Source organism: Providencia hangzhouensis (assembly GCF_029193595.2).
GTDB classification, from domain to species: Bacteria; Pseudomonadota; Gammaproteobacteria; order Enterobacterales; family Enterobacteriaceae; genus Providencia; species Providencia hangzhouensis.
Genome location: NZ_CP135052.1, coordinates 4477563 through 4503172 on the forward strand (window position 1 = coordinate 4477563; position 25610 = coordinate 4503172).

General features: G+C 40.5%; 19 protein-coding genes. 7 read left to right on the forward strand and 12 right to left on the reverse strand.

What is annotated here, in order from left to right; genetic code table 11:
• Positions 1–9: 9 nt before the first annotated feature.
• The 5 genes from PZ638_RS20600 to fdhE form a co-directional block, all read right to left on the reverse strand.
• Positions 10–1011, reverse strand: a complete 1002-nt coding sequence (locus tag PZ638_RS20600) for an NAD-dependent epimerase (RefSeq protein ID WP_036959200.1) — start codon at positions 1009–1011, stop codon at positions 10–12.
• A gap of 226 nt (positions 1012–1237) precedes the next feature.
• Positions 1238–2899 (reverse strand): LTA synthase family protein, encoded by a 1662-nt coding sequence (locus PZ638_RS20605; RefSeq protein ID WP_094961963.1) that lies wholly within the window; start codon positions 2897–2899, stop codon positions 1238–1240.
• A 69-nt stretch (positions 2900–2968) separates the two neighbouring features.
• Positions 2969–4837, reverse strand: a complete 1869-nt coding sequence (gene selB, locus PZ638_RS20610; protein ID WP_094961964.1) for a selenocysteine-specific translation elongation factor — start codon at positions 4835–4837, stop codon at positions 2969–2971.
• On the reverse strand, positions 4834–6225 hold the full coding sequence (gene selA / locus PZ638_RS20615) for an L-seryl-tRNA(Sec) selenium transferase (RefSeq protein WP_196724841.1): 1392 nt from the start codon (positions 6223–6225) through the stop codon (positions 4834–4836). Before selA ends, selB begins: the two co-directional genes overlap by 4 nt.
• A 22-nt stretch (positions 6226–6247) precedes the next feature.
• Positions 6248–7183 carry a formate dehydrogenase accessory protein FdhE gene (gene fdhE, locus PZ638_RS20620; RefSeq protein ID WP_112308441.1) on the reverse strand — a complete coding sequence of 312 codons (936 nt, stop codon included), beginning with the start codon at positions 7181–7183 and terminating at the stop codon, positions 6248–6250.
• Positions 7184–7912: 729 nt separating this feature from the next.
• Here fdhE and PZ638_RS20625 point away from each other — a divergent pair.
• The 3 genes from PZ638_RS20625 (at position 7913) to PZ638_RS20635 (ending at position 10557) form a co-directional block, all read left to right on the forward strand.
• Positions 7913–8083 carry a helix-turn-helix domain-containing protein gene (locus PZ638_RS20625; protein WP_112308442.1) on the forward strand — a complete coding sequence of 57 codons (171 nt, stop codon included), beginning with the start codon at positions 7913–7915 and terminating at the stop codon, positions 8081–8083.
• A 14-nt stretch (positions 8084–8097) separates the two neighbouring features.
• Positions 8098–8742, forward strand: a complete 645-nt coding sequence (locus tag PZ638_RS20630; protein WP_272674436.1) for a hypothetical protein — start codon at positions 8098–8100, stop codon at positions 8740–8742.
• A 210-nt stretch (positions 8743–8952) separates the two neighbouring features.
• Complete coding sequence (locus PZ638_RS20635; protein ID WP_094961969.1) at positions 8953–10557, forward strand: metallophosphoesterase; 1605 nt, start codon at positions 8953–8955, stop codon at positions 10555–10557.
• A 121-nt stretch (positions 10558–10678) separates the two neighbouring features.
• Here PZ638_RS20635 and uxuA read toward each other — a convergent pair whose 3' ends face one another.
• A complete protein-coding gene (gene uxuA, locus PZ638_RS20640; RefSeq protein WP_094961970.1) occupies positions 10679–11872 on the reverse strand; it encodes a mannonate dehydratase in 1194 nt (397 codons plus the stop codon).
• Positions 11873–11889: 17 nt separating this feature from the next.
• On the reverse strand, positions 11890–12636 hold the full coding sequence (locus tag PZ638_RS20645) for an FCD domain-containing protein (protein ID WP_004906196.1): 747 nt from the start codon (positions 12634–12636) through the stop codon (positions 11890–11892).
• A 282-nt stretch (positions 12637–12918) separates the two neighbouring features.
• On the opposite strand from PZ638_RS20645, the gene manD reads away from it, so the two are divergent.
• The 4 genes from manD to PZ638_RS20665 all read left to right on the forward strand — a co-directional run bounded on the left by manD (position 12919) and on the right by PZ638_RS20665 (position 18120).
• The gene (gene manD, locus PZ638_RS20650; RefSeq protein WP_004906197.1) at positions 12919–14133 is read left to right on the forward strand and encodes a D-mannonate dehydratase ManD; all 1215 of its coding nucleotides are present in this window, start codon (positions 12919–12921) and stop codon (positions 14131–14133) included.
• A 24-nt stretch (positions 14134–14157) separates the two neighbouring features.
• Entirely contained in the window at positions 14158–15180 is a 1023-nt protein-coding gene (locus PZ638_RS20655; RefSeq protein ID WP_144140286.1) for a Zn-dependent oxidoreductase, read from the forward strand.
• Positions 15181–15242: 62 nt separating this feature from the next.
• A complete protein-coding gene (locus PZ638_RS20660; RefSeq protein ID WP_206277733.1) occupies positions 15243–16652 on the forward strand; it encodes an MFS transporter in 1410 nt (469 codons plus the stop codon).
• Positions 16633–18120: a mannitol dehydrogenase family protein gene (locus PZ638_RS20665; protein ID WP_094961973.1), complete on the forward strand. Its 1488-nt coding sequence runs from the start codon at positions 16633–16635 to the stop codon at positions 18118–18120. The genes PZ638_RS20660 and PZ638_RS20665 overlap by 20 nt, the downstream gene beginning before the upstream one ends.
• Before the next feature lie 61 nt (positions 18121–18181).
• On the opposite strand, the gene PZ638_RS20670 is transcribed toward PZ638_RS20665, so the two are convergent.
• The 5 genes from PZ638_RS20670 to frc (PZ638_RS20690) form a co-directional block, all read right to left on the reverse strand.
• Positions 18182–19915 carry a nitrilase-related carbon-nitrogen hydrolase gene (locus PZ638_RS20670; RefSeq protein ID WP_206277732.1) on the reverse strand — a complete coding sequence of 578 codons (1734 nt, stop codon included), beginning with the start codon at positions 19913–19915 and terminating at the stop codon, positions 18182–18184.
• 202 nt (positions 19916–20117) lie between these two features.
• Complete coding sequence (gene frc / locus PZ638_RS20675; RefSeq protein WP_110592769.1) at positions 20118–21374, reverse strand: formyl-CoA transferase; 1257 nt, start codon at positions 21372–21374, stop codon at positions 20118–20120.
• Between the two features lie 75 nt (positions 21375–21449).
• Positions 21450–22394 (reverse strand): transporter YfdV, encoded by a 945-nt coding sequence (gene yfdV / locus PZ638_RS20680; RefSeq protein WP_094962016.1) that lies wholly within the window; start codon positions 22392–22394, stop codon positions 21450–21452.
• Positions 22395–22499: 105 nt separating this feature from the next.
• Positions 22500–24203, reverse strand: a complete 1704-nt coding sequence (oxc, locus tag PZ638_RS20685) for an oxalyl-CoA decarboxylase (RefSeq protein ID WP_094961976.1) — start codon at positions 24201–24203, stop codon at positions 22500–22502.
• 64 nt (positions 24204–24267) lie between these two features.
• Entirely contained in the window at positions 24268–25518 is a 1251-nt protein-coding gene (gene frc / locus PZ638_RS20690) for a formyl-CoA transferase (protein ID WP_004906213.1), read from the reverse strand.
• Positions 25519–25610 lie beyond the last annotated feature (92 nt).

Below are 25610 nucleotides of genomic sequence, written 5' to 3' on the forward strand. Positions count from 1 at the left end.
TTATTGATATTATTGGTGGTAATAAGAACGGTACCAATCCACAAATGCCTGAACACCCTGCTCAATAGAAACTTGTGGGCGATAACCTGTCACATTAAACAAGTCTTCCGTATCCGCCCAAGTGGTGTACACATCACCCGCTTGCATAGGTAAAAAGTTTTTAATCGCTTCTTTACCCAGTGCCTTTTCCAGCGCAGAAATAAATTCAATCAACTTAACAGGCTGCCCATTACCAATATTATAGATTCGATATGGCGCGCTGCTTTCTGCAGGTGATGCCGAATGATTATTCGGGTTCGCTTGTGGAATTATATCTGAAATACGGATCACACCTTCGACAATATCATCAACAAAAGTGAAATCACGACTGAGATTGCCGTTATTATAGACATCGATAGGCTCGCCCGCCAAAATAGCTTTCGTAAACTTAAATAAAGCCATATCTGGGCGCCCCCAAGGGCCATAAACCGTAAAGAACCGCAGCCCTGTGGTCGGTAGCTGGTATAAATGTGAATAGGAGTGCGCCATTAATTCATTGGCTTTCTTTGTTGCCGCATAGAGTGAAATCGGGTGATCGGTTGCCATGTCAGTGGTAAATGGCGTCTTATCGGTTACGCCGTACACCGAACTTGAAGAGGCATAGACTAAATGCTTCACTTTTGCTTGGCGACAACCTTCTAAAATGGCGAGGTGGCCAGTTAAATTACTATCTGCGTAAGCAAATGGGTTTTCCAACGAGTAACGAACACCCGCTTGTGCCGCTAAGTGAATGACTCGGTCAAATTGTTCTTGTGTACACAATACACGGACAGTCTCACGGTCTGTGATATCAAGATGAATAAAACGAAATAACGGAAACTGTTCCAATAAATGTAAACGGGATTGTTTAAGCCCCTGATCGTAATACGCATTTAAGTTATCAATCCCGACAACTTCATGCCCACTCTCTAATAAACGTTGGCAAAGCGTGAAACCAATAAAGCCCGCACTTCCCGTGACCAAATATTTCATATTCATTGTCTTCTAGCGTTAAACCATTCTAAAGCTCGAAATGAGCACCTAATTTCACAGAAAAATTAACTAAAATTAAGACAAAAAAAATAACGAATGGTTTTGTTATTAAAACAAGAAAGCGTAAAAAAATAATAAATTTTAAGAAAATATTAATATTTTAGGCAGGAAATAACAAAAAAGAGGGGATCAGCCGTAAATATCTACGGCTGATAATAACATACTATTACATATCACCTTTATTGGCATTAGCTGCTTCTAAAGTTCCATAGACATAGTTGCGATAGCTATCAAGTAACTTTTGGTCTTCACAATCATTGAGTTTGCCACCACATAAGTGACGCATTTTGATGTTGGCTTCATAAAATGGGGAAATGTTTAAATTTGCCCTTTCTAATAAGATTCCGCCTAAGAAGGAAATATCTGTTAACTGGCCCGTTGTTATTGCAGTTCCTGATTTCAAGTTATCCCGCAAAGTAAATTGTGTTAGGTAAGCGGGTGATGAAAATGAAGAATTATACTGATTTAAGCTAATTCCTGGTTGATGGTCACCAAAATATAAAAACATCAACGGACGCTCACGTTTTTCAATGAATTCTGCGAAATCACGTATTGATGCATCTGAGGTTACGATTTTGTCCATATAATGGCTAAATTCACCTGCAGCATCTGAGTTTTTAATTTTGTCTTTTATACCGTAGTCATCACTATGGCTCTCTTTGTAAGGACCATGCTCATACATTGTAAGAGAGAAAATAAATACGGGTTTATCTGTTTCTTTCGCTAAGATTTCTTTTACATATTTCAGCATATCATCGGTGCTGATTGTCCATAAGTTATCTTGCAGTTTACCTGGATAGCCGAGCTCTTGTGGTTGAATAATTCGATCAACCCCAAGCGTTTCATAGGCATGCCCTGAATGGTATGCGCCTTTATTAAAGGGGGTAAGTACCACAGTATAATAACCGTTGGCCTTCATTTCTTTGAATAAGCTATTTTTAAGGTGGTCAACGATAAAATAAAAGACACCGCTTTTTTGCGCACCAAAATCATCACTATTTAAGCCAGTTAGCGCTGAGAATTCAGATAACCAAGTTCCTCCCCCAAAAGTTTGTACCCGCATCTGACTATGCGCACTTACGCCACTATCTTGCTGGAACATAAATAAATCAGGAAGCTTAGTTCCTTCAGGTAAGTCATAAATATGTGGGTCAACAGTAGACTCTTGCAGTAATAAAACGATGTCTGGTTTTTCTGAGACTGCATTATTTTCTAGGGATATTGCTGCTGCTTTTTCCATAAAATAATCAGCTGAGCCTGCAAATTCAGGGGATTGATAACTCGCATTTTGTGCCGACATAATAATATTGGTCACTGTCCCTCGGCCTTTTGGCAACGTCTGAGACCATCTGTCATAATAATGTGAGCTTGTGAAGTTAATACCAAAGTAACCCGCAACAATAAGAACAACACCAATAACACGAGTCATTTTTGATTTACTCGGCTTGAGCAATCGCCAGCTAATAACCCCATTAATGACTAATAATATAAGCAACCCAACCAGTGCGACACCTGCTAACCAATAATGACCCAAGGTCCCCATATTGGAAGTGTCTGTCATAATATTGATATCACTAAAGAAGAGTTGTTCTTTGTAATAATGAACTTTTAACTGATTCAGGAATTTTATGATGATAAATAATGTGCTGGTAATAATAGCGGAAAATAACCAGCGAGCTGTTAGCACCATTAAAATACCGAATAAAACGGCATATACACTGACCGATATGAGAGCAGGATAAATTACGCTACCTTTTTCAAAGACTAAGAAAAGGGAGCCAATAAAGATCAATGCCAGATAAAAGCCTGCAAATAACTTTTTCTTCATCAGTTTTACCACAAGTTTAATATTGGAGGTTGCTATGAGGCACTACTATAACGGATTAAAACACTCAATTTATTCAACGAAAATGCCTTTATCTCGTAAATGGTGACCATCGCCTTTACGACGAGTAAAACCGCTTTTATCAAAAAACTCAAGAATTTGAATCGCAAGTTTCCGACCAATCCCTAATTCGTTACGGAAATCAGCCGCAAAAATGACTTCATTTTCCATGCAATAACGGTGAATAAGTGACGCAAAATAATTAATTTGCTCATGGCTATAATAGCGGTCACGAACTATCGCCGTAATTAATCCCATTTGCGCCGCCTTTTTTAGAACGCGACGCATCGTATCTTCTTCATAGCCACTTTCTAATGCTAAATCACGTACCCACCACGCCTCATTGCGTGAAAATAATGGGTGTATTTGCTGCCAAATCAATTGCTGTTGGGCATCAAACACCAGCCCATGTTGGGGCATATGCAACCAACCGCGAGTTTGCTTAATAACATTTTCACCAATGAGATCATCAATGAATTTAAATGCTAATGCCTCGCTCATTGAAGGCAGAGCCATACGTTTTAAACGTGCTTTGCCTACACCGATTTGGTCACTGTGTATTTCATTGAATTCTTCAAGGGTTTGAACGATACGTTCTTTCGCTATTTGCGCTTTAAATGTGGATAAAACATGGTTGCCAACACGCTCCACATCCATTTGAGCCAATAAATTATCTAACACATCATGGGTGAGTTGCCGCGCCCAACTGTAATCCCGTAAATTAAGCTCACCTTGAGGAAGCTGTAGCTTAAAGTGAGCCAGTTCATCTTGTTCTCGGCAAAGCTTAGATAACCAATCCAAAAACTCCGGAAGCCTTTTACCTCGCCGTGGGGAAACCAAACGTATCACTCGAGCCCCACCTAACGTTTGGCGAGCGCTAATATCACGGATAATTAACCGGTCATTTTCTACTAACCATAATGGGGTATCTAAAATTAACTCAGCAAGCACGGGGGTTTCCCCTTGCTCCACTAATAATGACACTCGCCCAGTGATGTGGCTTGCACCATGGTAAAGATGCACAGGTTGCCAGTGCTTAATTAATGCATCGCATTCCAATTCAACAATAACCCGTGTTGCAATAAACGCAGGTTGCTCTGCAAGTAACCAATCCCCTCGGGTAATATTTTCTTTATCAATATCGCCCACCAAGTTTAAGGCCACGCGATCACCTGCAACAGCGAATTCAGATATTTGGTTTTGCCGATGAATACCTCTGACGCGAACTTGCTTATCCGCTCCTGTCACCCATAGTGACTCACCAACTTGAATTTTTCCCGCTAATGCAGTGCCAGTCACCACTACCCCTGCACCTTTAACCAAAAAAACGCGGTCAATGGCTAAACGAAAACGACGTTGGATATTGGGATGTGAACCACTTTGCTGATGAAGTTGTTGCAGATATAAACGCAGCGCATCAATGCCGCGCCCATCTTCAATAGACGTAATGAATAGTTTTGCATCTGGCCAACCTTGTTTAGCCAGCTCGGAGGTGACTTGCTCCGTAACCTGTTCAATTCGCGAATGATCGACTCGGTCAGCCTTCGTCAGTATAACACTGATATTTTCACAACCCGCTAGCCTTAAAATCGAAAGGTGTTCAAGGGTTTGCGCCATCACGCCATCATCACAAGCTACTACCAAAAGCGCATGGTTTATACCACCAATCCCAGCCAACATATTGGCTAAGAATTTTTCATGTCCTGGAACGTCGATAAAACCAATAGAGCTCCCATCTGGCTGTGGCCAGTAGGCATACCCTAGGTCAATGGTCATTCCGCGCTTTTTCTCCTCAGGGAGGTGTGCGGTATTTACGCCAGTAATGGCTTGAATTAAAGAAGTTTTACCATGGTCAACATGGCCTGCTGTCGCAAAAATCATGAAAGTAAAACCTGTAATAACGCGTGTTCATCATCAAGACAGCGCAGGTCAAGCCACAATTTACCGTCTTTCATGCGCCCAATCACTGGTTGAGGTAGCTGGCGCCACTGCGTAGCGAGTTGCTCTAATGTACTACCTTTTCCATTTAGCGGTGTGAATGTTACCGCAAAGCTAGGAAGACGGTCGACAGGAAGTGAACCGCTCCCTATTTGTGAGAGACAAGGCTCAACTTCAACAATAAATTTGTCCCCATAAAAGGCTTGTAGAGCAACAACTATGCTTTCTGCGCTATCACGAATAGTTTCAGGATCTCGTGTTAGCCAACGTAATGTGGGTAATTCTGTTGTGAGTTTTTCGGGAGTTAAATACAGTTTTAGCGTTGCTTCAAGTGCAGCTAAAACCATTTTATCAACGCGTAAAGCACGTTTTAATGGATGTTTTTGAATTGCATCAATCCATTTTTTCTTCCCTAAGATAATCCCTGCTTGTGGGCCACCAAGAAGTTTATCTCCAGAAATCGAAACCAAATCAATACCTTGAGAAAGGTAACTTTGTGGCATAGGCTCTGCGGGTAGCCCATAAGCCGTCATATCAATCATCGAACCACTGCCTAAATCAATTGCCGTTGGTAATTGGTACTTTCTACCTAGCTCTGCAAGCTCTTCACCTTCAACTTCTGCAGTAAATCCTTCAATACTGTAATTGCTGGTATGCACTTTCATTAATAGTGCAGTTTGATCATTAATCGCATTCTCATAGTCACGTAAGTGAGTCCGATTCGTTGTACCCACTTCAACTAATTGGCAGCCAGCCTGCGCCATCACATCTGGCACACGGAAAGCCCCACCAATCTCAACCAATTCACCACGAGAAACAATAACTTGCTGGCCATTTGCAACCGTTGCTAGCAATAATAAAACTGCGGCAGCATTATTATTAACAATACAGGCATCTTCGGCGCCAGTGAGCACACACAGTAAATCAGCAATCGCACGGTCACGATGCCCACGCATCGCACCATCTAGAGAATATTCTAATGTGACAGGCGAACTCATCACTTGGCTAACTGCATTCACCGCCGTGGTTGACATGACCGCACGGCCTAAATTGGTATGTAGCACCGTACCCGTCAAGTTAAACACGTTTTTTAGGGCGCTTTGCCCTAAAGCTTGATGGCGTTGTGCTAACTCTTTTACCCAATCTTCCTGCCAAGCAGGTAATTTCCCTGCCTGTGCAATACTGGCTCGAGCTTGCTCTTGCATCTCACGTAAACATGCAGTGACCCAATGAGCCCCTGATTGTTCAACCAATATTTGCACTTCATCGAGCTGCAATAATTTATCAATAGCAGGAAGTTGGCGATATAAAGCCAAGTCTGATTCAGCCATAGTCACGATTCTCTTTTACCGCTTATTTTTCACCAGGGAACAAGAACGGATTAATACTACTACGCGCAAAGCCTTCTTCTTCCATCCGTGCATCTAAAATAATTGAGGCTAAATCATCCGCGACAGCTTCAACTTTAGCTTCTTTTTCTTGATAAAGGATTTTCAAGTAGCTACCGCAATCACCGCAGCTTTCTGCTTTAACTGCCGCATTTTCATCATCTAATGACCAATAATTCAATTTACCTGTTTGCTCACAGTTACTGCATTTAACGCGCACCATATGCCATTCAGTTTCACATAAATTACAGTGTAAATAACGTAAACCTTGTGATGTACCAATTTGCACAATACTCGACACTGGCATGCTATTACATACAGGACAGAAATGGCGATGGTCTCCATGTTCTGCACGCGCTTTACCTGGGATATTTGCTGCCATTTGTGCCCAATACACCGATAATGCAGCCCAAATAAACATCGATTTATCCGCAGGAACTTTTTCAAACTCTTCATTTAGCAACGCAGTTGCCATGGCTTCGAGTTCTGTTTCAGACGCTTTATTCAGATTTTCTAACGCCGGACGTACAGACTCAGGCACGACTGGCATTAATTCGGCAATAATTGCCGTTAATAATTTGTGCCAATGCATTGTCCGTGGAAATGCTTTTGCATCCAATGGCGAATTATTGGTATTTGTTGAGCGCTCAAGGATAGATGCCATATCCATTTCTAATGGATTATCATGCTGTGCATTATGTTGTGCGGTTGCCACTTCAGCAGCAAAATTCAGATAATCTGCAAAAGGATGTTCTCCTGCGCCAAGTTCTTTGAGTCGCTCAGCACGGCGTTGATATAAACTTTTTAAGTTAGGAAACAGAACTGGTGGAATAAAACCAATTCCCTTTTCTTTCAATCTTTCTTGTCCTAACTCTTCTTTAGGAACGATACGAATACCCATTGCGTTCTCACTTTTCTATTTTCTGAACAATTTTTTGAGCATAGGGTAAACCTATACTCAAATTAATCATTCCTATTTTATGCCATCGGCGGAAATTGCTACCACTTACTGCTCAGGATAAAACAAAAACGGTTAGGTCGCTACCTTGATGCCCTTGTATCAAGACGGGTATTTGATCTGATAAGGGTTTTGTAGGCAACAAAGGAAAAAATACAGACAAATTTACCTTAAGCAAAGAACAATTATGATACAAAATCACCGATGATAAAGGCATTTTCAAAGGTGTAAATCAATCTATTTCAAGATCATAAATGACCGATTGTGGTGGCCTTAAAATCATCTATTCTTGTTAAAATATGTGGGGTTAATCAAACTTTAACGATATAAGAATAATTAATAAGCTAATAGATACAGCTAAATAAAGTTTTTATTGAAACATTAGCAAGGATATTTAAATTACTGCATTAATTTTCTTTGATATAGTTTTAAAACTAAATTATAGCGGAGACCGTAGAAATGAGAGAGTTATTAATCACACTAATAATTATACTTCCTATTTATTCAATTTTATTTATTAGCGAATTATAGATAAATGTTTAATTAGAATTCTAATAGCTGTATTTTATATTAATTTAACTTATAAAAACAACTTTTAGATTAAACTACCGTAATAGATTATTAATGGATTGAGATCCTAATTTAGAGTTTTCCAACCGACTAAGGACAGTTATGTTTTTCTCGAAACAATTAAACCAGTTTATTGCTTTGGCTAAAAATGGTTCGCTAAATCAAGCGGCAGAGTCTACCAATGTCACGTCTTCAGCGATATCACAAGGTTTGATTCTTCTCGAAAAAAAGCTAGGAAAGAATATTTTAGTTAAAAAAAAAATAAAATACTAATTTCCGATTATGGCATGGAGCTATTTAATAAAATAAACCCTCACTATGAAAGTATAAATAAAATATTAAACAACTTAACTGTGCCAAACAATGAAAAAAAAATTAAAATTCTTATTGATGGATTTCCATTCTATGGGATACATTCGATAATAAACAACCTATTGAAAAACAAGAGTATTAGCATTGAAGTTGAATGCAAGATCTCAAATGATATTTTGTATGAAATAAAAAACCACCACTATGACATCATAATATCACCTGTAGATATCGACGTTGACCATAAAAGTATACAAAAAATAAATTTAGAAACTGAAATATTAGGTTTAGTTTTTCATAAAGAATTAATGAAAAAAAGTATGAGCGTTGAGAAAATGATGAGTAATGAAATTCTTATTCAAACAAAATCATCATTCGAACATTGTACCATGATAGAATTTTTAAAAGAAATAAAAAAAATCGGTATAAACTTTAAAACACTTACAATAAACGAACTGGATTTATTACATTCATTAGAAAATAAAACTGGCTATTCATTCATGACTGAGGAATACTTTAATAAAAAATCGAATCCTGACTTGGTGTTTAAAAAAGAACCCTTTAATTTTTTTCTTAATAGGAGAGCTTATCTACTAAAAGAAAGTAATATTGAAATTTATTAATGAATAATTTTACTTTAAATAAAAATCAATTTAAATAATTCGAGACTAACAATGAAAATCATTTCTTTTTTTATGTTTTCTTTATTTTTATCTTCTTGCCAAAACAGTTTTATTAATGAAATTCAAGACAGTACAATTGAAATAAAAAACCCCAATCAGACAAAAAACAATGGACTATAATTTTCAACTCATATTAAAAGGAAATTTCGTATGATAATTGGTGTAATTAGTGATATTCATATAGGCTCAGATCATGATAAAGAAGTATTGGCAACGTCTATTAAAAATATTAATCACTGTGGAGCCGAAGGGTTATTAATGGCTGGGGATATTGGTGATTATCATCAACATAGAAAAGATTCTTTTGATATTTTCCTAGAACAATTTCCAAAAAAATATCATCAAAATTTATTATTGATGTTAGGCAACCATGATGTCCGAACTGGGGCCGAACCCCATGAGCCATTAGACCCCGATTTAGTCGGATTATATGACTCTTACTTAGAAAAATGCAATATTGACCGGCAAGAAGATACAATGTGCATTGATGCATGGATTGATGGTTATCATTTTATTTGTTTGAACACAGATGTTCCTTTAAAAAATCAAATGGAATTAAATGAAGCATCACTTCTCTGGTTAGAAAAAAAACTGGCTGAAGGCGCTGATGCGAATAAACCGATTTTTGTGATGACACATCAAGCATTCAATTGTTCACATTGGCGGTCATACTTATATGGCGGATTTGGACCGCAAGATGAAAGACTAAAAAGTCTATTTTCTCGTTATCCCCAAATAATTATGTTAAGTGGTCACATTCATAATGGCTTTGGGATTATTGAAGCTATTCAACGTCCATTTGGAACATTAATTGATATTCCAAGTTTAACATTAGGTGAAAACGGGGTTACAGATAAAGGCACTGGCTATTTATTAAAAATAGAAGATGATAAACTAACCTTTGAAGCTTGGAATTTTTATCAAAATATTCATTTATCTGAATATGATACGATAATATTATTACCTACTTTATCAAGTTTAGCCGCTGAGCTACCAGATTATGCTGACGAAGAAACTGATTCATTAATTTCAGAATCAAATCTCTTAATGAATAAAGAATACAAAGATGAATACATAAAAATCTATGACGAGAAAACATGGAAAGAAATTAATACCCTAAGAAATAAAATTATTAAATACAAATCTAAACCTAAATCTAATGAAATTAATTACCATAAATTAAAATTTAATAATGACGATAATATCACCATTGAGGTATTGAATGCAGCACTAAATCAGCACAACCATATTCTTATTGAATCAAAAAATGGTCACTGGGCTGACCAAATTACAATACCGCCACTAAAAAATAATCAATCCATTACCATTGATCCTACTGCGGCCTATTGTAGTACACTGATCGTGAATAAAGAGAAGCATAGGATTTCAACAGGTGAAAAATGTACGGTTTCCTGTAAGTCTTATTGGCAGTTTGAAATGAAAAATGACGTAGATTCGTTGGAGCAAAAATCAGCTTATCAGCTTACGTTTAAGAATGAAGATTCTATTACACAAAAAATGATAAAGGATATTTTTAAAACCAACGATAGTATATATATTGAAATTAAAAATGACAAATGGCTAAATAAAATTTCTATTCCCAAACTGCCCCTCAGTAATAAAAAGATTAAAGTTAAATCAACAGCGGATCGTAATAGTTCAATAGTTGGTGGCTACTATACGTATATTATTAAGTCAGGCGACTTATTGACTATTTCTGCAAAACAGGATTGGAGTATTGATAAAAAAAATTAAAATAACTTAACAACTAGTTCAATACGCGACTAATTATAATTTAGTCGCGTATTTTTATGCATACTCAACCCTTTGATATCACATAAATACCAAATAATAAAAGCCAATATTGAAAAGAAAATTATACTTTTAATAATTCTGGATAATACATCCGTTTCAGCGCTAATTCTAACCCTCTCACCTCTGCTAAGCCTTTTAAGCGGCCAATAGCGGAATAACCAGGGTTAGTCACTTTCTTCAAATCATCCAAAATTTGGTGACCATGATCTGGTCTCATTGGAATTGGTGCAAGCCCCGCAGCATGGCGTTTTTGTTCAACCGCTAAAATGGCTTTGACCACTTCAAACATATCGACATCACCTGCAATATGATTTCCTTCATGGAAAGTATTTGGGTTGTTTTCTCTCACCGTTGAACGTAAATGTGTGAAATGAATACGATCACCAAATTCATTAATCATTTTTACTAGGTCGTTATCGGCTCGCACACCATAAGAACCTGTGCACATAGTAAACCCATTATGAATGCTATCGCAGCTTTGCTTAATAAACCGCATATCTTCAATGGTAGAAACAATACGTGGCAGGCCTAAAATTGGGCGCGGAGGGTCATCGGGGTGAATAGCTAAAACCACATTTTCTTCTTCACATACAGGAACGATTTTCTGCAAGAAATAACGTAAGTTCTCACGTAACTGATTTTCATCAATATTATTATACAGCGCCAAGCGCTCACGGAATTGGTCTAATGTATAACCTTCTTCTGCGCCCGGTAGCCCTGCAATGATGGTTTTAATCAGGTTTTCGATATCATCAGATGACATATTGGCATAATACTCAGCCGCTTCTTTAACTTCTTGTTCTGAATAACTCGCCGCCGCATTTTCACGTTTTAAAATATGAATTTCAAACGCGGCAAAGGCAATATTGTCGAACCGTAACGCTTTGGAGCCATCTGGTAGCGTATAAGCAAGGTCAGTACGCGTCCAATCTAGAATTGGCATAAAATTATAGCAAATGGTCTTAATACCACAGGATGCTAAATTACGAATACTTTGTTGGTAATTTTGAATATAGAGATCAAAATTACCTTGTTGAGTTTTAATATCTTCGTGAACAGGAATACTTTCCACGACAGACCAAACTAACCCAGCATCTTCAATGATAGCTTTACGCTTTAAAATCTCCTCAACACTCCAAACTTCACCGTTAGGAATATGGTGAAGCGCAGAGACGATTCCCGTCGCCTCTGCTTGCCTAGCATCACTTAAAGAAACAGGGTCATTAGGACCGTACCAACGCCACGTATGCTCCATGAGTACTTCTCCTGCGATTATTCAAAAATAGTCTGATAAGGAATTGTTTCAAATAAGTAACCATCAAAATTGGGGTCATCAAAATCAGAAAGCTGCATTAGCGTATTTTTGACATTCTCTAAATGCTGCCACATCTCTTTTTTAGCCAATTCAGGATCACGTTTTTGTAGTGCATTTAAAATATTTTCATGATCAATCAACCACTTCTTCCGGTAAGTCGTATTGTCGATATGCTCATGTAGCTTATCCCACATAGGGCTTTGTAACCGCACAGCCCAGATATCATCAATAATCTTCGCCATCATGTCGTTCTTGCTTGCTCGAGCAATTAACACATGAAACTTATGATCATTCGCATCGTCACTTTCATTATTCGCAACTTTGATTCGCTCATCCTCTAGTAATGCGCGGATCTCTTGGATATCGGCTTTTGTTGCTGACAAGGCCGCACATGCAGCTATCGCACTTTCAATCACTTGGCGAGCTTGCAGTATTTCAAAAGGGCCATGGTCTAAGCTTTTGACTTCATCAATTAATAGATCTGGGTGATTGATGACATAAACACCAGAACCTTTCTTGATAGAAACCAATTTTTCAATTTCTAACATGATGAGTGCTTCACGTACCAATGAGCGACTAACATCATATTTTTTAGCGATCTCACGCTCTGGCATTAAACGACTTCCTATCGGATATTCACCAGATGCAATGAGCTCTTTTAACTGCTGACCTAGGTATTGGTACGAGCGGTATTGAGTTTTCATATATATGTACAACGCGTTGTCGAATTAAATTTAGTTCTTCCATTGTAGATTATCGTCCCTCACCACAATGGTCAACCAATTTATCCACTATTTCCACAAAATTAGTTAACCAATTTGTGATCAGATTCACTTATTGTCGTCTTTTTAGTCATTGTTTTTTAATTTACCGATTGATAGAGTGAAAAAAAGAAAATTTGGTTAACCAATAAATAAACCAGTTTGAGTAATTCGGGGTGATTTGGTTGATCAGTTGGTTAACAAGTAATAGGGATTTAGGCCAAAATGAAAATCATAAAAGCAGAAGTCTTTGTATGTAGCCCCGGTCGTAATTTTGTCACATTAAAAATTACCACCGATGAAGGCATATATGGACTAGGTGATGCCACCCTTAACGGGAGAGAACTCTCAGTGGCATCCTATCTTCAAGATCACCTCTGTCCTCAGTTGATAGGCCGTGACCCACATAAAATTGAAGATATTTACCAGTTCTTCTATAAGGGAGCTTACTGGCGTAGAGGCCCAGTTACGATGTCCGCCATTTCTGCGATTGATATGGCACTGTGGGATATTAAAGGCAAAATTGCCAACCTTCCGGTCTATCAATTACTCGGTGGCGCTTCTCGTGAAGGAGTGATGGTTTATTGCCATACCACGGGTACCGATATTGCCGAAACACTAGATAACTACGCGAAATATAAAGAAAAAGGTTTTAAAGCGATCCGAGTGCAGTGCGGCATCCCAGGGATGGCAACCACCTATGGGCAGAGTAAAGGAAAAAACCTTGCTTATGAACCTGCCACAAAAGGCCATCACCCTGAAGAGCAATTTTGGTCAACCGAAAAATACCTCGATTTTATGCCCAAACTATTTGAAGCCGTACGGGACAAATATGGCTTCAATGAACACCTACTACACGATATGCACCATCGCTTGACCCCTATTGAAGCAGCTCGCTTCGGTAAAAGTATTGAAGATTATCGATTATTTTGGATGGAAGACCCAACACCAGCGGAAAACCAAGCTTGTTTTAGATTAATTCGTCAACATACCGTCACCCCAATCGCTGTAGGTGAAGTTTTTAATAGCATTTGGGATTGTAAACAATTGATTGAAGAGCAACTTATCGATTATATCCGCACCACAATCACGCATGCTGGAGGGATCACGGGTATGCGCCGGATTGCTGATTTCGCTTCACTTTACCAAGTTAGAACCGGTTCTCATGGTCCATCTGACCTATCCCCAATTTGCCATGCTGCCGCCTTACACTTTGATCTATGGGTACCAAATTTCGGCGTTCAAGAGTTTATGGGCTACTCCGAAGAAATGTTGTCCGTATTTACGACCAACTGGACGTTCAACGATGGTTATATGCACCCAAGTGATAAGCCCGGTTTAGGTATCGATTTTGATGAAAAACTGGCAGCGAAATACCCGTACAACCCAGCTTATCTTCCAGTTGCTCGTCTCGAAGACGGCACGTTGTGGAACTGGTAATTTTTATTTTATTCGGAGTTAAATATGAAAGCTGTAAAATCGGTAGTAATTAAAGAACCTAATACATTATTGATTGAAGAGCGTTCAGTTCCTGAACCAACTGAAAATCAAGTACAAATAAAAGTCCGATTAGCCGGTATTTGTGGTTCTGACAGCCATATCTACCGTGGCCATAACCCATTTGCAAAATATCCACGAGTGATAGGTCATGAATTTTTCGGTGTCATTGAAAAAGTCGGTTCCAGCGTAGACAGTAAACGCATTGGTGAACGTGTCTCTATCGACCCTGTTCTCAGTTGTGGTCATTGCTACCCATGTTCAATTGGTAAACCAAATGTTTGCGAGACACTAGAAGTATTAGGCGTTCATACTGATGGCGGGTTCACTGAATATGTTAATGTCCCTGCGGCAAACGCTTATACCATTCCTGATTCAATCAGCGATGAATGTGCCGTTACCATTGAACCATACTCTATTGCCGCCAACGTGACTTCGCATGTTCATCCAACTCAAGATGATGTCGCATTAGTCTATGGTGCGGGTACGATTGGGTTAACCTGCGCACAGGTTCTTAAAGGCGTTTATCAGGTCAAAACCTTAATTGTAGTTGACCGCGTGACTGAACGCTTAGCAAGAGCAAAAAATTGTGGTGCTGATATTGTCATTGATAATTCACAAACCCCACTACCAGAGCAACTCAAAGCACTGGGGCTCCGCCCAACGTTAGTACTTGATGCAGCTTGCCATCCCGCTATCTTACAAGAAGCCATCTTGATTGCTTCCCCTGCGGCAAGAGTTTCTATTATGGGCTTTTCAAGTGAAGCAAGTGCCGTTACACAGCAAAGTATTACCAGCAAAGAGATTTCATTGTTTTCTTCGCGCCTGAATGCCAAAAAATTCCCAGAAGTGATTAGCTGGATAGAATCTAAAAAAATTGACCCAACAAAAATCTTAACCCATCAGTTCCCATTCACTGAAGCGCAAGAGGCAATATTAACCTTTGAAAAAGACCAGAAGACCTGCTGTAAAATTCTTTTAACCTTTTAATTTAATTAAAAAAACTAAATCCGATTTTGGATACTACTCTACGTGATTAATAGGATAATAATATGAATACTCAGTCAATTGATCCATCAGGGAAAGTGGAACGCAGCTCTGGCGATCTGACCAAAGCTGCAGTTTCAGGCTGGCTAGGAACCGCTCTGGAGTTTATGGATTTCCAGCTTTACTCGTTAGGCGCAGCACTTGTTTTCCATGAAATATTTTTCCCTGAACAATCCGCTTCAATGGCATTAATTCTTGCTATGGGAACTTACGGTGCCGGATATGTCGCACGTATTGTTGGTGCGATTTTCTTTGGTCAAATGGGCGACCGAATCGGTCGTAAAAAAGTACTCTTTATCACCATCACCATGATGGGGGTGTGTACTACATTAATCGGGGTATTACCAACCTACGCACAGGTAGGTATCCTCGCACCGCTATTATTAGTTCTTTTGCGAATTATTCAAGGCTTAGGAGCAGGCGCTGAAATTTCAGGTGCAGGAACCATGCTGGCAGAATATGCGCCAAAAGGCCGCCGGGGTATTGTGGCTTCACTCGTGGGTCTGGGGACAAACTGCGGCACATTAAGTGCCACTGCGATTTGGGCGGTTATGTTCTTCTGGTTAGACAAATCAGACTTGCTGGCGTGGGGCTGGCGTGTACCTTTCTTGGCAAGCTTCGTTGTGATGTTGTTTGCCGTGTGGTTACGACTGAATCTGAAAGAAAGCCCAGTATTTGAGAAAGTACAAAATACGGAAGAGCAAGAAGCCAAAGTTGCGGTACAAACGCCACCGAAAGAAAGTTTCTTTGCCATGTTTAAATCTAAAGCATTTTGGTTAGCAACTGGTATTCGTTTCGGTCAAGCGGGTAACTCTGGGTTAATTCAAACTTTCTTAGCGGGATATTTAGTTCAAAGCTTATTATTTGATAAAAGTATTCCAACTGATGCGATCATGATCAGCTCCGTTGTCGGTTTCCTGACCATTCCTGTGATTGGTCTGCTATCTGATAAATTCGGGCGCCGTATTCCTTATATTATTCTTAGTTTATCTGCCATGTTGCTCGCCTATCCGATGTTATCTGTCATCGTCGATGGTGCGAACAGCGTTAGCTTAATTACCATCTGTATTATTATCGTTCATAACTGTTCAGTACTCGGATTATTTGCCTTAGAAAATATTACGATGGCTGAAATGTTCAACTCACGTAACCGTTTTACTGGTATGGCTGTGGCCAAAGAAATTGGTGGCTTAATTGCCTCTGGTTTAGGCCCAGTTCTAGCGGGTATTTTCTGTAGCATCACCGGAAGCTGGTGGCCAATTGCAATCATGATCATCATTTACTCTGCCATTTCATTAATCAGTGCCATTATCATGCCTGAAGTGAAAGATCGTGATTTAACCAGCACGTTGGATGCGGTTGAAGAGGCTGAACAACAAAAAGGTAAAGTGAGATATGCAACTGTCAACCAATAACCTAAACCAATTACCCGCCACAATCAAAGTACCAAGCTATGATAGGGAGCAGGTAAAGGTAAAAATGCTTCACTTAGGTTTCGGCGCGTTCCACCGCGCCCACCAAGCCATCTTTGCGGATATTTTAGCTACGGAACAGCAGAGTGATTGGGGTTTTTGTGAGGTCAATTTAGTCGGTGGCGAGCAACAAATTGAAGATTTACTCGCTCAAGACTGCCTTTATAACGTAGTTGAAATGCAAGGCGATAATTGGCAAACCCGTACTGTCGGTGTGGTAAAAGAAGCATTACACCCAACCATTCACGGAATTGATGCCGTTATCAATCGCATGTTAGACCCTAATATTGCCATCGTTTCCATGACGGTTACTGAAAAAGGTTATTGCTATGTGCCCGCGACAGGTTCGATTGATTTTGCGAACCCCGCTATTGCGCATGATTTAGCCTCACCAAATACCCCGAAATCACTACCGGGTCTGATTGTTGAAGCCTTAAAACGCCGTAAGGTACTGGGTATTGCACCATTTACAGTCATGTCCTGTGACAATATGCCTGAAAATGGCCATATCACGAAAAATGTCATTTTAGCGATGGCTGCAAAACAGGATATTGCATTGGCCAATTGGATTGAAGCCAATGTCACCTTTCCATCTACCATGGTGGATAGAATTGTGCCTGCCATGACACCAGACACAGCGGAGAAAATTCAATCCCAGCTAGGCCCTGTCGTTGACAAAGTCGCCATTGCCTGTGAGCCATTTCGCCAATGGGTGATTGAAGACAATTTCGTCGCAGGTCGCCCTGAGTGGGAAAAAGCGGGCGCTCAGTTAGTCACGGATGTCGTTCCATTTGAAGAAATGAAGCTGCGCATGTTAAATGGTAGCCACTCTTTCCTTGCTTATTTAGGTTATTTGGCTGGTTACCAATATATTAATGAGTGCATGCAGGATAGCGCTTATGAAAAAGCCGCTTATCACTTGATGGTCAATGAGCAAGCACCAACGTTATCCATCAAAAATGTGGATTTACCAGCCTATGCTAATGCCCTGATTGAGCGTTTTAAAAATACGGGGTTGAAACATCGTACTTGGCAAATCGCGATGGATGGAACGTTGAAATTATCCCAACGTTTACTCGATTCTATCCAAATTCACCTGAAAAATGGCCAATCATTTGATTATTTAGCCTTAGCCGTTGCGGGATGGATGCGTTATGTCAGCGGAAAAGATGATCATGGCGCAGAAATTCAAGTCAGCGACCCACAGGCTGTAAAATTGGCTGAGCTGGTTGCAAACAGCACTGATGATGAAAGCCGTGTTCGCGCATTGCTGTCCCTCAACAGTTTGTTTACCGAAGAACTGGTTAATAATTCACTATTTACTGAAAAGGTGACTGCATTTTACCTTTCACTACGTGATAACGGTGCCAAGAAAACCATTGAAGCACTCAACCACCAGCACACCCTGTAATAACATACTAGTAGGCGGGTTTCCCCCGCCTTTTTCACTCAAACTTCGCTTAAACTATAATCTACTGTGTTAGCGGCGGAAACCAAATAGCTTGCTGACCACTCACCAACCGTTCTTGGTTAATCCAAGTAAAAGGTGCGGGTACCTGAGCTTGCAAACGCACATCTTCAGCCCCTCTTTGTGCTGTCAATGTGGGAGTAAGGACAACAGGCTCTGGCCCATAAATAGCCGCTGACGTAGAATCACGCTCGTTTCGCCCGCCACAAACCACCCATAACTGGTTTAATGTAGCAATTGCATAAGGGATAAAATCGACACGCCCTGTTGGCGGCTCTTCAACCGAAAAAAGATGGCTATCAATTTCCACTTTTAAATCACATGGGCTGCCCGCTGGTGCAGCAAGAATATCAGCACGTAACATACTGTATAACCCCCCTAATTCAGGAACGTCTAATTCATGTGCTGCCGCCAGTGCAATACGCCCAATTGGCGTTGCTGTCACACTCACAGCGCTACCCGCTGTTGCCCAGCCACTATCCCGTTCATTAAGATGTGTAACACGATAGCGGGCTAATATTTCCCCTGATGGGCCCGCAAGAATGACGGTGTGGAACACTTTATCAATCTCAATTTCAGGATAACTTCCAACAATATAGCCTTTTCCTTGATGAGCAGCCTGACACAGTGTTTGTTCAAATGCTCCCCCTTGCTTTTCAGCATGGGACAAAATAAGGTTCGGGTCATTCGTATAAGGAAGCGCAGAGAGCTCGGGTAAAACCAGCAATTCATTTTCTCCCACTTGAATTGCATCTAACTTAGAAATAGATTTTTCCCACTGAGCAGCAATAAGCGTCGTTTGTATTACTGTTTCTGTCGCATTGATATCTGTTGGGCTGCGATGAAAAGCCAGTGTTGGGAAATATAATTCAGGGCGGCGCTTCGCGAGTAATGCATCACGTTGCTTATCTGCTTCGTCTAAATCAATCGTCGCACAGTATATGCCATTTAGCCCGGGTTCTAGCTCTAACGGGCTAAGCACGGGAGATTGAGCCACTTTATGCCCTGATGGCGACCACACACTTGAGCCCCCATTATAGTAAAGCTGCCCTTTAGTAATTGGGTTAGTTTCAATTCCACTTCGGGTAGCACAAATAACCCACAACCCATTGAATGCGCTCATATGTTGTACATGCGCAACCGTTGAGTGGTCGCCCAACATTTCAGCAGGGGTGGCATTTGGCATCATTCGGTCGGATACTGAATGCCAACCAACGATTTGCGCCCCTTCTAATGCAGCTAATCGAACGTATTGCCAGTAGGTATCATCATAACAAATCAATAATGCGATACGGCCAATCGGTGTTTCAAAAGTTTTGACACCAGTATTGCCCGGTGCAAATACTTTTTGATCCTGAGAATTCAGGCCTATTTTACGATATTTACCAATAATACCTTCCGGCCCCATCAAAACGGCTGAATTATAGGCGAGCCCTGTTTCGCTATCTCGCTCCGCGATACCGACACTCATATACATTCCTGTTCGAGCCAATACAGGCAGTATTGCAGCAGTCGTTTTGCCAGGGATAGTATCTAAATAAGGTGCTAATTCCGTAGAGTCCGAAAATAAATAACCACTCACTGCCGTTTCTGGAAATACGGCGTAATTTACCCCTTGAGTAGCCACTTTTTCTGTCGCTTTGACTAAACGTTGGATATTCCCATTTAAGTCTCCCCATGCAGGAATAAAATCAACGGCTGCGACCTTACTGCTTTTTTTTATTTCAGCAATACTCATACAATAATCCTTATTCAAAGAATTTATTAATAAAAAAATAAAAACTAAATAGGGAAAAATATTTCTATAATTCCAATTGATTGAGGTAGTAATCGCCTGAATTTAGCGGCTATATTTGAATATATCTAATATCTGAATATAGCCGCTAATATTAATTAGCTTTTTTAGAAAATCATATTAAGAGCGGGTTTAATATTATTAATTAAATAACATTATTTTTTTTCATTTCCATAATTTGTTCATCACTATAACCAAGCTCTTTTAATACTTCGCTATTATGTTCCCCAAGCAATGGAGCACTTTTAATTTCAGGGATAAACGCTGAAAATTTCATTGGGCAACCCACCGTTAAATATGAGCCTCGTTTTGGTTGTTGAACTTCGACAATCGAACCACTACGACGCAAAGAAGGGTCATCCATAATTTCTTTCATACTTAATACTGCAGAACATGGCACATCAAACTGATCAAAATAATCAGTTAGTGCATGTTTATCTTTGTCTTTAGCGATTTCTTCAATTGCATCCCATACATCTTGGATATGACTTGCACGTGCCTGTGTAGTGGCAAAAGCAGGATCGGTTTTCCATTCTGGGCGCCCAATAGCATCACAGGTATTTTCCCAATTATGGTCTTGATTAATAAAATAAATATAGGCATTTGGGTCAACATCGCTACCTTTACATTTGAGCATTGTTCCCGGCTGACCGCCACCACTCGCATTCCCCCCACGAGGAACCGCATCACCAAACGTGCCATTTGGGTATTGAGGGTATTCCTCTAAGAAACCGAGTTTTTCTAAACGTTGTTGGTCACGTAATTTCACACGACATAAATTAAGCACCGCATCTTGCATTGACATAGTAACGCGTTGCCCTTTACCTGTTTTTTCACGGTGTAATAACGCCGTCAGTATGCCTATCAATAAATGCATACCCGTATTACTATCCCCCAATGCCGCAGCACTTACGGTCGGAGGGCCATCAGGAAAACCCGTCGTTGATGCTGAACCACCAGCAGATTGAGCAACATTTTCATAGGCTTTCACATTCGCATAGGGTGAATTCTCATTAAACCCTTTAATCGACCCAAAAATTAATCGAGGATTGAGTTCTTGGATGTGCTCCCACGTAAACCCCATATGGTCGATAGCCCCCGGATGAAAATTTTCAACTAATACATCAGATTGACGTATTAGTTTCTCCATCACGGCTTTTCCCTCTGGCGTTTTGGTGTTGAGCTCTAAAGAGCGTTTGTTACTGTTTAACATCGTAAAATACAGCGCATCCACATCAGGGATATCTCGCAATTGATTACGTGTCACATCCCCAACGCCTGGGCGTTCAATTTTGATCACATCAGCACCGAACCAAGCAAGCATTTGTGTACATGATGGCCCTGACTGAACCCCAGTAAAATCAAGAACGCGTATCCCATCAAGCGGTTTTGAAGAAGTCATAATTCACCTTTTTACAAAACTGCCATGACGTCATTTCTCACGCCATGGCAACTCATTTAGCCCCATTGACTCTTTCTATGAAACGAGTCGAGAGATGTAGATCCACGCTGGAGCTGCGATGATAAAACCAAGTACACTCACCGCCAGCGACGCAGTTCCTGTCCGGGTATACAGATTAAAGCGACTTGCAATAATTATTCCAGAGAAAGCAGGTGGCAATGCCCCAGCTAATACCATCATTTGCAGTTGCTCTGTTCCCATATTAAACATCATACCCGCCAGCAACATTAACCCTGGCATTAACACTAGCTTTAATAACGTGTTATAGATAATCTCACCATCGAACTCGAACTTATTCGCGGCTAATGTCAGACCCGCAGCAAATACCGCAACACCGGAGTTTGCTTTTGCAATTAAATCAAATGTTGGGTCCCAAACGGTAGGAATTTTCACACCAACCAATACCAGTGCTGTAGCAAGTACCGGAGCCCATACGACGGGTTCTTTAAAGGCGGATATTAATGCATCCATACCGCCACCACCCTTTTTCCCTTCTGCATCAGATGGGTTCAGTAGGAATAGGCCAATAGGGATTGTAATGGCATTAACGATGATGGAAATAATAGCGACAACTAACCCAGTTGAAACAGTTTCACCATAAATAGGGTCTAGAACCGCAAACCCTAAGAAACCAATTGTCGGAGAACCTGCAATTAATGCACATACCGCAGCTTCGCCACGACTATGTTTAAAAATATATTTACAGCTAAAGAAAGAGAAAAAGAAACAAACGAGCAAGACCACAAATGAAATAATAGTCAATTTAGCGTCTGCAAATATCATTTCTCGATTAGCGCGTGCGATAGAAACAAATAATGCAGCAGGTAATGCGTAATTTAATACCAACTTATTAAATGCTTTCGCTTGGTCACTGGTAAACACATTTCGTTTACCACTCACATAACCTAATACCATAATAATAATGATAGGTAATAGGTCGCTCATAAAAATCTTATACATAAAATCAGCCATAAGACCCACCTATTTTTGGCAATAAGACCCCGTACGCCACTCATTAAAAATGAGCCGCGTAGGGTTATCTTTGTTAGTTAACGTTATGCTGCGTTAATTTTTTACGACAGACTTCGGATTTAAATTACCAATATGGCCACTTTCCGTTCCAACTGCAGGGTCAATAACAACATTTATCAAAGTTGGATGACCCGATGCTAAACCGGCCCTCAAGGCTTCTTGTACCTCAGCAGGTGTTGTTGCTTGGTAGCCGATGCCACCAAAAGCCTCAATCATTTTGTCATAACGCGCTCCGCCCATTAAAACGGTAGGAGAAGGGTCTTGATCACCATGGAGGTTTACGCCATCACCACGGTAAATCCCACCATTATTGAAAATCAAAATAGTGACAGGCAATTTGTAGCGACAAATCGTTTCGATTTCCATACCACTAAAGCCAAATGCGCTATCGCCTTCAATCGCTACAACAGGCTTACCACTAGTTACAGCGGCTCCCACTGCATAACCCATTCCGACCCCCATAACGCCCCAGGTTCCACAATCTAAGCGTTTACGTGGTTGGTACATATCAATAATATTTCGCCCATTATCAAGCGTGTTAGCGCCTTCATTGACGACATAAACATCTTGGTGATCGACCAACACATCACGGATTGCACGTAATGCGTTGAAGTAATTCATCGGGGAAGTGTCAGTGTTTAACTTAACTGCCATTTTCTCGACATTGATTTTCTTGTGCTCATCAATACTGACAATCCATTCTGTTGGTGATTTAACAGGGGTTGATTTAAGTCCTGCCAATAATGACTCAATACTGGAGTAAATATCGCCAACAACTGGAGCCGCTATTGGGCGGTTACTATCAATTTCGGAAGGTTCAATATCTAACTGAATAAATTGCGTTTCTGGTGACCAATGCTTACCTTTACCATGGTCAAGTAACCAGTTAAGACGTGCTCCCATTAATACCACAACATCTGCACTGGATAAGGCATATGAGCGAGCTGATGCGGCTGATAGGGGATGTGTATCTGGCAGCAGCCCCTTAGCCATTGACATCGGTAAATAAGGGATACCGGTTGTTTCAATAAATTGACGAATATTGTCATCCGCTTGGGCATAAGCTGCACCTTTACCCAAAATAATTAATGGTCGCTTAGCCGAGGCGAGCAACTTAAGGGCTTTATTCACTGAATCTGGTGATGGAATTTGTCTTGGTGCAGGGTCTTCAACTGTAAAAATGGTTTTATCCGCTGCGTCCTTGTCCATCACGGCAGACAACACTTCCGTTGTTAAATCAAGATAAACCCCACCAGGACGACCTGATACCGAAGCTCGGATTGCCCGGGCTAGTGCGATACCAAGATCCTCAGGTTTATTCACACGATAAGACGCTTTTACAAAGGGTTTTGCCGTGTTCATTTGGTCTAACTCTTCGTAATCACCCTGCTGCAAATCAATTATCGCTCTGTCGCTTGAGCCACTGATTTGAATCATTGGAAAACCATTGGTCGTTGCATTAGCAAGAGCAACCATACCATTCAAGAAACCCGGCGCCGAAACCGTTAAACAGATACCCGGTTTTTGGGTAATAAAACCACTGATTGCAGCTGCGTTACCCGCAGATTGCTCATGGCGGAAACCAATATAGCGAATACCTTCAGCTTGCGCATGCCTTGCCATGTCAGTCACTGGAATTCCAACAACACCGTAGATTGTATCAATGCCATTTTTTTTAAGTGCATCGACAATAATATGCATACCATCAGTCAGGTTTTGGGTTTGATCAGCAGACATGTCTACCTCATAAATAACTGATTAAAAGATTAAATGGAGTGATTTCTCACCCCAATATTTAAAATTAGATCGCTTTGTTCGCTCGCATAGTCGCAATTTCATCTGCGCTATAACCTAACTCAGTTAGGACTTGCTCTGTATGCTCACCCAACAATGGTGCGCTTTTGATATCGGGTGTAAATGAGGAGAATTTCATCGGGCAACCCACCGTCAAGTAAGTCCCGCGTTTTGGCTGCTCAACTTCAACAATACTTCCGCTCTTACGCAGAGATTGGTCTCGTGCTATTTCACGCATACTGAGTACAGGAGCACAAGGTACACCGTATTTACTTAAGTACTCGACCGCTTCATGTTTATCTTTATCCGCTAAGAATTTTTCAATTTCAGCAAAAATATCAAAGATATGAGGTTGACGAGCCTTTGGTGTATTGTAAGCGGGGTCAGTTGCCCATTCAGGCTTACCAATAGCGATACAGGTTTGCTCCCAGTCCTGCTCTTGGATAGTAAAATAAATATAAGCATTTGGGTCAGTTTCCCAGCCTTTACATTTTAAGATCCAGCCAGGCTGGCCACCACCGCCAGCATTACCGCCACGAGGAACTGCATCACCAAATGTGCCATTTGGGTATTGTGGATATTCTTCAAGGTAGCCAATTTTCTCTAAACGTTGCTGGTCACGAAGTTTGACACGGCACAAGTTGAGTACGGCATCTTGCATCGACATAGTCACTCGCTGGCCTTTTCCTGTTTTCTCGCGATGTAATAACGCTGCGAGTAAGCCAATGAGCAAGTGCATACCTGTATTACTATCACCTAATGCTGCGGCGCTCACTAATGGCGGGCCGTCCCAAAACCCTGTGGTTGATGCGGCACCACCTGCGGCTTGGGCAACGTTTTCATAAGCTTTAACATCTGCATAAGGAGAGTCTTCATCAAAACCTTTGATGGAACCGAAAATCAAACGAGGATTTAATTCTTGAATGTGTTCCCAAGTGAAGCCCATATGGTCAATTGCACCTGGATGGAAGTTCTCAACGAGGACGTCGGCTTGCTTAATCAGCCGCTCCATCACCTCTTTACCTTCTGGAGTTTTTGTATTTAATTCCACTGATCGCTTATTACTATTAAGCATCGTGAAATACAGCGCATCCACATCAGGTATATCCCTTAATTGGTTACGCGTGACATCTCCAACTCCAGGGCGCTCAATCTTAATAACATCTGCGCCGAACCACGCTAACATTTGAGTACAAGATGGTCCTGATTGTACACCGGTGAAATCCAGTACTTTAATACCTTGTAAAGGAAGATCCATGTGGTACCTCTTTATTTAGCTATCGTAAATGGAATGAATTAGGGTTCTATTATTTAGCTGTGTTAAAAAGACATTTGAATATATGACTATTT